This is a genomic window from Streptomyces sp. ID05-39B (genome assembly GCF_033794725.1).
In the GTDB taxonomy this organism is placed as follows: Bacteria; Actinomycetota; Actinomycetes; order Streptomycetales; family Streptomycetaceae; genus Streptomyces; species Streptomyces bobili.
In genome coordinates, this window is record NZ_JARGEF010000022.1 from 43,803 (window position 1) to 54,462 (window position 10,660).

Annotated in this window: 8 protein-coding genes and 1 pseudogene; 8 read left to right on the plus strand and 1 reads right to left on the minus strand. The window is 71.0% G+C overall.

Translation table 11 applies throughout. The features are described 5' to 3' along the window. Positions 1 to 137 precede the first annotated feature (137 nt). The 8 genes and pseudogenes from pruA (at position 138) to P1P75_RS08235 (ending at position 9,737) form a co-directional block, all read left to right on the plus strand. Positions 138 to 1,769: an L-glutamate gamma-semialdehyde dehydrogenase gene (gene pruA, locus P1P75_RS08200; RefSeq protein ID WP_319253031.1), complete on the plus strand. Its 1,632-nt coding sequence runs from the start codon at positions 138 to 140 to the stop codon at positions 1,767 to 1,769. Between the two features lie 76 nt (positions 1,770 to 1,845). Beyond that, positions 1,846 to 2,706, plus strand: a complete 861-nt coding sequence (locus P1P75_RS08205; RefSeq protein ID WP_319253033.1) for an alpha/beta hydrolase — start codon at positions 1,846 to 1,848, stop codon at positions 2,704 to 2,706. Between the two features lie 306 nt (positions 2,707 to 3,012). After that, entirely contained in the window at positions 3,013 to 3,144 is a 132-nt protein-coding gene (locus P1P75_RS08210) for a hypothetical protein (protein ID WP_107085114.1), read from the plus strand. A gap of 316 nt (positions 3,145 to 3,460) precedes the next feature. Further along, positions 3,461 to 4,504, plus strand: a complete 1,044-nt coding sequence (locus tag P1P75_RS08215) for a 3-isopropylmalate dehydrogenase (protein ID WP_319253037.1) — start codon at positions 3,461 to 3,463, stop codon at positions 4,502 to 4,504. Between the two features lie 246 nt (positions 4,505 to 4,750). After that, the gene (locus tag P1P75_RS08220) at positions 4,751 to 5,857 is read left to right on the plus strand and encodes a branched-chain amino acid aminotransferase (RefSeq protein ID WP_319253039.1); all 1,107 of its coding nucleotides are present in this window, start codon (positions 4,751 to 4,753) and stop codon (positions 5,855 to 5,857) included. 150 nt (positions 5,858 to 6,007) lie between these two features. Continuing rightward, a pseudogene (locus P1P75_RS08225) lies at positions 6,008 to 6,223 on the plus strand (TetR family transcriptional regulator C-terminal domain-containing protein); the annotation flags it as partial. Between the two features lie 490 nt (positions 6,224 to 6,713). Then, positions 6,714 to 8,318, plus strand: a complete 1,605-nt coding sequence (gene cimA, locus P1P75_RS08230) for a citramalate synthase (protein WP_319253041.1) — start codon at positions 6,714 to 6,716, stop codon at positions 8,316 to 8,318. A gap of 69 nt (positions 8,319 to 8,387) precedes the next feature. Beyond that, positions 8,388 to 9,737, plus strand: coding sequence for a hypothetical protein (locus tag P1P75_RS08235; RefSeq protein WP_319253043.1), 1,350 nt, complete (start codon positions 8,388 to 8,390; stop codon positions 9,735 to 9,737). 98 nt (positions 9,738 to 9,835) lie between these two features. On the opposite strand, the gene P1P75_RS08240 is transcribed toward P1P75_RS08235, so the two are convergent. Further along, positions 9,836 to 10,618, minus strand: a complete 783-nt coding sequence (locus tag P1P75_RS08240) for a serine protease (RefSeq protein ID WP_319253047.1) — start codon at positions 10,616 to 10,618, stop codon at positions 9,836 to 9,838. Positions 10,619 to 10,660: the final 42 nt, after the last annotated feature.

Consider the following 10,660-nt stretch of genomic DNA (forward strand, 5'->3'; position numbering starts at 1 on the left):
GGGGGTCCGGGGGTTGTCCCCCGGGGAGGCGCAGCATGCGGAGGCCGGCGGAGAAGCCGGCGAACCTGCGGTTCTTCGTACGAAGCATGCTCACCAAGGGCTGAACCACCATCGCTCACGAAGGAGTTACGGACATCATGGACGCTGTGACCCAGGTCCCCACCCCCGTCAACGAGCCGGTGCACGGCTACGCCCCCGGCTCGCCCGAGCGGGCCCGGCTGGAGGCCAGGCTCAAGGAACTGGCCGACAACCCGGTCGACCTGCCGATGACCATCGGCGGGGAGAAGCGGATGGGTGGCGGCGAGCGCTTCGACGTCGTGCAGCCGCACAACCACACGGCCCGCCTCGGCACCTACGCCAACGCCACCCGGCGGGACGCCCAGGACGCCCTCGACGCGGCCCTCGCCGCCGCGCCCGCCTGGCGAGCGATGGCCTTCGACGACCGCGCCGCGATCATCCTGCGCGCCGCCGAACTGCTGGCCGGCCCCTGGCGCGAGACCCTCGCGGCCTCCACCATGCTCGGCCAGTCGAAGACGGCCCAGCAGGCCGAGATCGACTGTCCCTGCGAACTGGTCGACTTCTGGCGCTTCAACGTCGCCTACGCCCGTCAGATTCTTGCCGAGCAGCCACCGGCGAACTCCCCGGGCGTGTGGAACCGGCTGGACCACCGTCCGCTGGAGGGCTTCGTCTACGCGATCACGCCGTTCAACTTCACGGCCATCGCGGGCAACCTGCCCACCGCGCCCGCCCTGATGGGCAACGTGGTGGTCTGGAAGCCGTCCCCGACCCAGACCCACGCCGCCGTGCTGCTGATGGCGCTCCTGGAGGAGGCCGGGCTGCCCAAGGGCGTCATCAACCTCGTCACCGGCGACGGCATCGAGGTCTCCGAGGTCGCCCTCGAACACCGCGACCTGGCCGGCATCCACTTCACCGGCTCGACGAAGACCTTCCAGTACCTGTGGAAGACCGTCGGCGCCAACATCGAGAAGTACCGCTCCTACCCGCGTCTGGTCGGCGAGACCGGCGGCAAGGACTTCGTCGTCGCCCACCCGAGCGCCGACCCGGCCGTGCTGAAGACCGCCCTGACCCGCGGTGCCTTCGAGTACCAGGGCCAGAAGTGCTCGGCGACCTCACGCGCGTACATCCCGGCGTCGATCTGGAACTCCGGCTTCAAGGAGGAGTTCGCCGCCGAGGTCGACTACCTCACCATGGGTGACGTGACCGACCTGTCGAACTTCCTCGGCGCGGTCATCGACGAGCGGTCCTTCGCCAAGAACAAGGCCGCGATCGACCGCGCGAAGGCCGACCCGGCCTGCACGATCGTCGCGGGCGGCAGCTACGACGACTCGGTCGGCTACTTCGTGCGCCCGACGGTCGTCGAGTGCACCGACCCGGAGAACGAGGTCTTCACGACCGAGTACTTCGGCCCGTTCCTCGCCGTGCACGTCTACGAGGACGACCGCTACGACGAGATGCTGACGCAGATGGAGTCGGTGTCCGACTACGCCCTCACCGGGTCGGTCATCGCGGGCGACCGCGCGGCGGCGGCGTACACGATGGAGAAGCTGCGTTACGCGGCCGGCAACTTCTACATCAACGACAAGTCGACCGGTGCCGTCGTCGGCCAGCAGCCCTTCGGCGGTGGTCGCGCCTCCGGCACCGACGACAAGGCCGGCGCCCCGCAGAACCTGATGCGCTGGACCCTGACCCGCGCCATCAAGGAGACGCTGGTCCCGCCGACCGACTACACCTACCCGCACATGGGCTGACAGCCCTCGTACCTCGGACGGGCCAGGTCTTCGCCGACCTGGCCCGTCGGCATGTCCGGGCGGGCAGACTGGCCGTATGACGTGGACCGAGGAGAAGGTGACGGCCGACGACGGGGCACGGCTCTGGACGGCGCGCGCGGGGGAGGGCGAGCCGCTGGTGCTGTGCCACGGCGGGCCCGGCCTGTGGGACATGTTCGACGAGGTCGGCGGTGAACTCGCCGGCCGGGCAGCCGTGTTCCGCTGGGACCAGCGCGGGTGCGGGCGCTCGCAGCGCAGCGACGGCCCGTGGACGACCGAGCGGTTCGTGGCCGACCTGGACGCCGTACGCGACCGCTTCGACCTGGGGAGGATGGCGCTGCTCGGCCATTCCTGGGGCGCCCAGCTCGCGTTGGCCTACACGCTCGCCCACCCGGAGCGGGTGAGCACCCTGGTCTACGTCAGCGGAACGGGCATCGGGCCCGACGCCGAGTGGCATCCCGCCTACCGGGAGAACTTCCTCGCCCGGCTCGGTGAGCATCCGGAACGGCTCGCCCGCTGGCGGGAGTTGACCGGCCGCCGCCTCTTCACCGACGAGGAGGCGCGGGAGCGGGCCGTGCTCCAGTGGTCCGTCGAGTTCGAGGACCGGGACCGGGCGCTGGAGCTGGCCGGGCGGATGGCCGACCCCTGGTTCGGGGTGGCAGCCGAGTGCAGCAAGGTCCTCAACGAGGAACGCAAGCGCGTGTGGGGCACGCCCGCGCTGTTCACCGCCTGCGAGTCCCTCGACGTACCCGTCGTGATCGTGGACGGGGCGCGGGACATCCGCCCGCGCTCGGCCGTGGACTCCCTGGAACGGGCCCTTCCGGACGTTCGCCGGGTGACCTTGCCGACGGCCGGGCACCTGCCGTGGGCGGAGGACCCGGAGGGCTTTTGGGAGGCGGTCACCGCGGCGATCGGCTGATCAGCTGGTTCGGCCTCGTCCTCTTACGAAAGTGCAGGTCAGCAGGGGTGGGACAGGCGTGCCGTCTCAGATAGTAGGAAGTCCGAGTAATTGTAGAGACAGGCGCGGGCTCCTCCCTTAGTTTTGTAGGAGCCGAACGTCTCGCTCGACCAAGCGAATGGCGGTCGTGAGCCGGGCCCCGTGCAGGCAACCCCTGCGGGCACCGCTCCCCGGCCCATCTGGGGGCACCTCCCACGCCGTTGAGGCAGTGGGGGAGTTTCGCAAAGACCCGCCGCACTCCCTGTTCTCGAATGGAGTCGATTTCCCATGGCCGAGACGACTGTCCGCCGCCGAGTCCGCCACACCTCCCGCACGAGCGAGTCCGACCGCAAGAACGCCGCCGCGGCCCTGCAGCGCGCCCTCGACCGCCGTGACAACGGCGGCGAGACGGGCCACTGACGAGCCACCGACCGGCCGTTGACCTGCCCTGACGGGCCGCTGACCGGCGGCCGCACGAGCCACTGAGTGGCCGCAGGTCGCGGATTCAGGGTCACCCCACAGTCCGGGAGCCGCTCCCGCACGGGGTGTGACGCGGGTCCTGGACGGGACTCCAGGACCCGCGTTGCACTCCGGTCCGGTCGCCGGGTCGCCCGGTCGCCGGTCCGACCGCCCGTTCCGCCACCCCCTGTTCCAGCACGCGCCTGTTCCGCCACGCGCCGTGTCCGTATCGCGGACGGTCCATGTCATCCCCTGGGACGCCGAGTAGGGTGCTCACATGTCTCGCAGCATCGATCTCGCAGTGATCCCCGGTGACGGCATCGGCCAGGAAGTCGTGGCCGAGGGTCTCAAGGTCCTCTCCGCCGTCCTTCCGCAGGATGTGAAGCTGGAGACGAAGGAGTTCGACTTCGGCGCCCGGCGCTACCACGCCACCGGTGAGACCCTCACCGAAGCCGACCTCGACGCGCTGAAGAAGCACGACGTGATCCTGCTCGGCGCCATCGGCGACCCGTCGGTGCCGTCCGGCGTCCTGGAACGCGGCTTCCTGCTCAAGCTCCGCTTCGCCTTCGACCACCACGTCAACCTGCGGCCCAGCAAGCTGCTGCCGGGTGTGGAGACCCCCCTCAAGGGTGAGCCCGCGATCGACTTCGTGGTCGTCCGCGAAGGTACCGAGGGCCCGTACACCGGCAATGGCGGCACCATCCGCAAGGGCACCGAGCACGAGGTCGCCACCGAGGTCTCCGTGAACACGGCCTTCGGTGTCGAGCGCGTCGTCCGTGACGCCTTCGCCCGCGCCCAGGCCCGCCCCCGCAAGAAGCTCGCACTGATCCACAAGAACAACGTGCTGACCTTCGCGGGCCACCTGTGGACCAACATCTTCAACAAGGTGGCCGAGGAGTTCCCCGAGGTCACCACCGAGTACATGCACGTGGACGCGGCGACCATCTACCTGGTCACCCAGCCCGAGCGCTTCGACGTGATCGTCACCGACAACCTCTTCGGCGACATCATCACCGACCTCGCCGCGGCCGTCTCCGGCGGCATCGGCGTCGCCGCGAGCGGCAACATCAACCCCTCCGGCGACTTCCCGTCCATGTTCGAGCCCGTGCACGGCTCGGCCCCGGACATCGCGGGCCAGGGCAAGGCCGACCCCACCGCCACGGTCCTGTCCGTCGCCCTCCTGCTGCGCCACCTCGGCTACGAGTCCGAGGCCGCCCGCATCGAGGACGCGGTCACCACCGACCTCGCGGAGCGCACGGGCAAGCCGGCCCGCTCCACCTCCGAGATCGGCGACGCGCTCGCCGTACGAGTAGCCGGCTGACGCCCGCGCCACCTCGACATCATTCGAAGCCGCCGGGTCGCATCCGCACCCGGCGGCTTTCGCATGTCCCCCGCCGGGTGCCACCATCGACCCCGGGCCGCCTTTCACCCTGTTTCTTCCACCGCCGGTCCCGCGCGATAATCGAACGCGGAGCCGCGGAATGAGGGAATGCTCGGACGTCCCAGCACTGGGCGTACAGGAACGAAAGCGGCCCGTCACTACAACACCGGTGAAGGACAACCACTCATGACGACGCCCACGATCGAGCTCAAGCCCTCCGCCAGCCCGCTCTCCGACGCCGAGCGCACCGCGATCCTGGCGAACCCCGGCTTCGGCCGCCACTTCACCGACCACATGGTGACGATCAAGTGGACCGAGGGCCGCGGCTGGCACGACGGCCAGCTCGTCCCGTACGCGCCGATCCCGCTCGACCCGGCGACCAACGTCCTGCACTACGCCCAGGAGATCTTCGAGGGCCTCAAGGCCTACCGCGGCCCCGACGGCTCCGTGGCCACCTTCCGCCCGGACCAGAACGCCAAGCGCTTCCAGCGCTCCGCCCGTCGCCTCGCCATGCCCGAGCTGCCGGTCGAGACGTTCGTCGAGGCCTGCGACGCCCTGGTCCGCCAGGACAAGGACTGGGTGCCCGCGCACGGCGGCGAGGAGTCCCTCTACCTGCGCCCCTTCATGATCGCTACCGAGGTGGGCCTGGGCGTGAAGCCGGCCAACGAGTACCTGTTCCTCGTCATCGCCTCCCCGGCAGGCGCCTACTTCGCCGGCGGGGTGAAGCCGGTCTCCATCTGGGTCTCCGAGGACCGGGTCCGTGCCGTCCCCGGCGGCATGGGCGACGCCAAGACGGGCGGCAACTACGCGGCCTCCCTGCTCGCCCAGGCAGAGGCCGCCGCCAAGGGCTGCGACCAGGTCTGCTACCTCGACGCGGTCGAGCACCGCTGGATCGAGGAACTGGGTGGCATGAACCTGTACTTCGTGTACGGCGATGCGTCCAAGGAGAAGCCGGTGATCGTCACGCCCACCCTCACCGGCTCCATCCTGGAGGGCGTCACCCGTGACTCTCTCCTTCAGGTCGCCCGCGACCTCGGCTTCGCGTCCGAGGAGGGCCGCGTCTCCCTGGAGCAGTGGCAGGCCGACGCCGCCAACGGGACGCTGACGGAGGTCTTCGCCTGCGGTACGGCCGCGGTCATCACCCCCGTCGGCACCGTCAAGCGCGCCGGCGGCGAGTGGCAGCACTCCGGCGGCGAGCCCGGCCCGGTCACCGTGAAGCTGCGCGAGGCGCTCCTCGACATCCAGCGCGGCAAGGCCGAGGACCGGCACGGCTGGATGCACGAGATCGGCTAGCTCGTACCCCGCGTCCGCAAGGGCCGCTTCGGACTTCTTGTCCGGGGCGGCCCTTTCGCGAGCCGTGGTCGCCGAAAGGGGAGCGGCGCCCCATGTCACACCGCCGCGCTCACTTCCCGCTTCCCGTTTCCCGGCGCCGGCGCCGGCGCCGACGACGCCCGCGACCCGCCGACGGCCATCGAGGGTGCCCGGCACCGCGACCTGGTAATACGACCTGGTGGTGCTGCTCGCGGAGGGCGTCTCGCGCGGCGCGTTCCGCCCGGTCGATCCCGACGGGTCGCCGCCCGGCTGCGGGCACTGCTCGACGGCTTCTCCGTCCACTGGGCCGTCGTGCTGCGTGGCATCGAGCGTGAGCGGGTCCTCGGGCTGCGTGGCATCGAGCGTGAGCGGGCCGTCGGGCTGCGTGGCATCGAGCGTGAGCGGGTCCTCGTGCTGCGTGGCATCGAGCGTGAGCGGGCCGTCGGGCTGCGTGGCACCGACCGTGAGCGGGTCCTCGTCCTGCGCGGCACCGACCGTGCGCAGGTCGTCGGGCAAGTGGCGGAGGTCCGTGACGGACGCCCTGCTCGCATCCTGAGACAGTCGGTGACCACCGGGCTGCCCTGTGCCAAACTCCCCTCGTGCTCTCGTTCGCCACGATTATTGGCAGCAGGCGCGCCGGTCCGCAGTGACCGCCACGTACGACCAGGTACGGGCGGCCATCGTGTCCTCGACCCGCGCGCAGACCTCTCGCTACCCGCGAGGGGTTTTTCGTTTTCCTGGCCCACCTTCAGCCGGGGGACAAGCGCGAGGGACCATGGGGGGACGGTGGAGCCGGTCATTCCGGTAGACCGAGATCCAAAACAGGAGCCTTGAGACCATGACGGAAACCAGCGAGCTCGACGACTCGTTCCACGTCTTCGACACCACCCTGCGCGACGGCGCCCAGCGCGAGGGCATCAACCTCACGGTCGCCGACAAGCTCGCGATCGCACGGCACCTGGACGAGTTCGGCGTCGGCTTCGTCGAGGGCGGCTGGCCCGGTGCCAACCCGCGCGACACCGAGTTCTTCGCCCGCGCGCGGGCCGAGATCGACTTCCAGCACGCCCAGCTCGTCGCCTTCGGCGCCACCCGCCGGGCGGGCGCCAAGGCCGCGGAGGACCCCCAGGTCAAGGCGCTGCTCGACTCCGGCGCCGACGTGATCACGCTGGTCGCCAAGTCGCACGACCGGCACGTGGAACTGGCTCTGCGCACCACGCTGGACGAGAACCTCGCCATGGTCGGCGACACCGTGTCCTTCCTGAAGGGCCAGGGCCGCCGCGTCTTCGTCGACTGCGAGCACTTCTTCGACGGCTACCGCGCGAACCCCGAGTACGCCAAGGCCGTCGTCCGCGCCGCCGCGGAGGCCGGCGCCGATGTCGTCGTCCTCTGTGACACCAACGGCGGCATGCTTCCCGCCCAGATCCAGGCCGTCGTCTCCACCGTCCTCGCCGACACCGGCGCCCGCCTCGGCATCCACGCCCAGGACGACACCGGCTGCGCCGTCGCCAACACCCTCGCCGCCGTCGACGCCGGCGCCACCCACGTGCAGTGCACGGCCAACGGCTACGGCGAGCGCGTCGGCAACGCCAACCTGTTCCCGGTCGTCGCCGCCCTGGAACTGAAGTACGGCAAGAAGGTGCTGCCGGAGGGCCGGCTGCGCGAGATGACCCGCATCTCGCACGCCATCGCGGAGGTCGTCAACCTCACGCCCTCCACGCACCAGCCGTACGTCGGTGTCTCGGCCTTCGCCCACAAGGCCGGCCTGCACGCCTCCGCGATCAAGGTCGACCCGGACCTGTACCAGCACATCGACCCCGAGCTGGTGGGCAACACCATGCGGATGCTGGTCTCCGACATGGCAGGCCGCGCCTCGATCGAGCTGAAGGGCAAGGAACTCGGCATCGACCTCGGCGGCGACCGCGACCTGGTCGGCCGGGTCGTCGCCCGGGTCAAGGAACGCGAGCTGCAGGGCTACACCTACGAGGCGGCCGACGCCAGCTTCGAGCTGTTGCTGCGCGCCGAGGTCGAGGGCCGGCCCCTGAAGTACTTCGAGGTCGAGTCCTGGCGGGCCATCGTCGAGGACCGCCCCGACGGCAGCCACGCCAACGAGGCCACCGTCAAACTGTGGGCCAAGGGTGAGCGCATCGTCGCCACCGCCGAGGGCAACGGCCCGGTCAACGCCCTCGACCGGTCCCTGCGCGTGGCTCTGGAGAAGATCTACCCCCAGCTCGCCAAGCTCGACCTGGTGGACTACAAGGTCCGCATCCTGGAGGGCGTCCACGGCACCCAGTCCACGACCCGCGTCCTCATCTCCACCACCGACGGAACCGGCGAGTGGTCCACGGTGGGCGTCGCCGAGAACGTGATCGCCGCGTCCTGGCAGGCTCTGGAGGACGCCTACACCTACGGACTCCTGCGCGCGGGGGTGACTCCGGCCGAATAAGCCACAGGCCGCAGTCACAGTCCTGCTCCGGCTGCCCTACTTTGCCCCTGTACGGGGTAGCTTCGAAGTATGAAGGTCGCACTTTCGATCCGAGGCTTCGCCGGACTGCTCCTCGCGCTGGCGCTCGCCGCACTGACCCTGGTGACGGCGGGCGCCCCGCGCGCCGCGGCCGACACCAGCGTGTCGACGATCGCCGCGGCCCTGCGCGAGAGCCCCGTCTACGTCGACCCGGCGGCGTCCGCCGACTTCTCCCAGGCGGACGCCCACGCCCTCCAGAAGACGATCGAGGACGCCGACAAGCCCGTCTTCGTCGCCGTCCTCCCGGCCGGCTACCCGACCGGGAACCTCTTCACCGACCTGCGCACCGCCACCGGCGTGACCGGTCTCTACGCGATCCGCCTCGGCGACCGCTTCGACGCCCGCGCCGACCCCTCCGTCCTGCCGGCGTCGGCCGTGCGCAACCTCGTCACCAGCGTCCAGGGCGAGAACGACGCCACCGCCCAGCTCGACGCCTTCACCGACCGGGCCCTCGCCAACATGGGCGGCTCGGCGCCCGCGAGCTGGGACTCCTCGGGCAGCGGCGGCGGAGTGTCGACGACAGGCCTGATCACCGCGGGCGTCCTGGTCGCGGCCGGCGGCGCGGGCGCGTACACGCTCGTACGCCGTAACCGCAGGCGGCACGCGGACGAGCAGCGGGCCGCCCTCGAACGGCTCCGCGTCGTCGTCGACGAGGACGTCACCGCCTACGGCGAGGAACTCGACCGGCTCGACTTCCACCCCGGCGAACCCGGCGCCGACGACGCGATGCGCGGCGACTACGAGCACGCCCTCGACGCCTACGAGAAGGCCAAGTCGGCCATGGCGGGCGCGACGAGACCGGAGGACGTGCGCCCGGTCACCGAGACCCTGGAGGACGGCCGCTTCGCCCTGGCCCGGCTCGCCGCCCGCCGGGCCGGCGAGCCGCTGCCCGAGCGCCGCCCGCCGTGCTTCTTCGACCCGCGCCACGGCCCTTCCGTCGCCGACGCCACCTGGACGCCGCCCGGCGGGGCCGCCCGCGAGGTGCCGGTCTGCGCGGCGGACCGCACCCGCCTCGCGGACGGCCGCGATCCGGTGGTCCGCCAGGTCGACACCGACTACGGCCGCCGCCCCTACTGGGAGGCGGGCCCCGCCTACGGCCCCTGGGCGGGCGGCTACTTCGGCGGCGGACTGCTGCCCGGTCTGCTCGTCGGCACCATGCTGGGCAGCCTGATGGCCACCCCCACCTATGCCTCCGACTACGGCAGCGGCTACGGCGACTTCGGTGGCGGCTACGAGGGCGGCGACGTGTCCGGGGCGGACTTCGACACCGGCAGCTTCGGTGACTTCGGCGGCGGGGGAGGGGGCTTCGGCGGCGGAGGAGACTTCGGCGGCGGCTTCTGACCGAAGGCCGGATACGGCGCGCATGCGCGTCCACGGGCCCGGCGCTGGACGCGCCGGGCCCGTGGACGTCGTACGAAGAGATGCGGAGCCGGAGTGGATCAGAGAGAGGCCGCCGCCGAGGCTATGGCCGAGGCGAACGTGGAGACCTCGCTGTAGACGCCGGGCGCGTTGGGCCGGGCGCAGCCGATGCCCCAGCTGACGATGCCGACCTGGATCCAGGCGTTGGCCGCGTCCCGGCGGAACATCGGGCCGCCCGAGTCGCCCTGACAGGTGTCGACGCCGCCGGCCGCGTACCCGGCGCAGATCTCGTCGCTCGCGACCAGGCCGCTGTAACCGCGGTAGGAACGGCAGGTGGCGTCACTGACGAACGGCACGGTCGCCTTCAGCATGTACCGCTGCTGGGAGCCGCCCTCGGTGGCCGCACCCCAGCCGGCCACGGTGAAGGTGCCGGTGTTGTACTGCGTGGTGGTGGCGATCTTCAGGGTCGGCAGGTTGATGGGCTGCGCGAGCTTGATGAGTGCCCAGTCCTTGCCGTTGCCGTTGTAGCCGGGGGCCCGGTACACGTACGTGGAGCGGACCTGGACGCGGCCCGTGCCGGACTGGAGGTCCACGACGCCGGCGGTGGCGGTGATGCCGGTGTTGGCGCCGGTCGAGCCCACGCAGTGTGCGGCCGTGAGCACGATCTGCTGGGTGTAGAGCGCGCCGCCGCAGCCCATGGAGAGCCGGACCATGAACGGGAACTCGCCCTGCGCGGCACGGGTTCCGCCCACGACCGGCGAGGGGGCGGCCTGGGCGGACGAGACGGGCTGAAGGCTGGCGATCGCGAGGGCGGCGGCGCCGACGGCCGCGAGTCTCTTGAGCGCGGTGAGGAGCTTCTTCAACGTGATGCCTTTCGTGGGGGGTTGATGTGGGGGGGGTTGATG

Coding starts and splice junctions, on each gene's coding strand:
- pruA (WP_319253031.1), top strand. CDS start 138: ATGGACGCTGTGACCCAGGTCCCCACCCCCGTCAACGAGCCGGTGCAC.
- P1P75_RS08210 (WP_107085114.1), top strand. CDS start 3,013: ATGGCCGAGACGACTGTCCGCCGCCGAGTCCGCCACACCTCCCGCACG.
- cimA (WP_319253041.1), top strand. CDS start 6,714: ATGACGGAAACCAGCGAGCTCGACGACTCGTTCCACGTCTTCGACACC.
- P1P75_RS08235 (WP_319253043.1), top strand. CDS start 8,388: ATGAAGGTCGCACTTTCGATCCGAGGCTTCGCCGGACTGCTCCTCGCG.
- P1P75_RS08205 (WP_319253033.1), top strand. CDS start 1,846: ATGACGTGGACCGAGGAGAAGGTGACGGCCGACGACGGGGCACGGCTC.
- P1P75_RS08220 (WP_319253039.1), top strand. CDS start 4,751: ATGACGACGCCCACGATCGAGCTCAAGCCCTCCGCCAGCCCGCTCTCC.
- P1P75_RS08215 (WP_319253037.1), top strand. CDS start 3,461: ATGTCTCGCAGCATCGATCTCGCAGTGATCCCCGGTGACGGCATCGGC.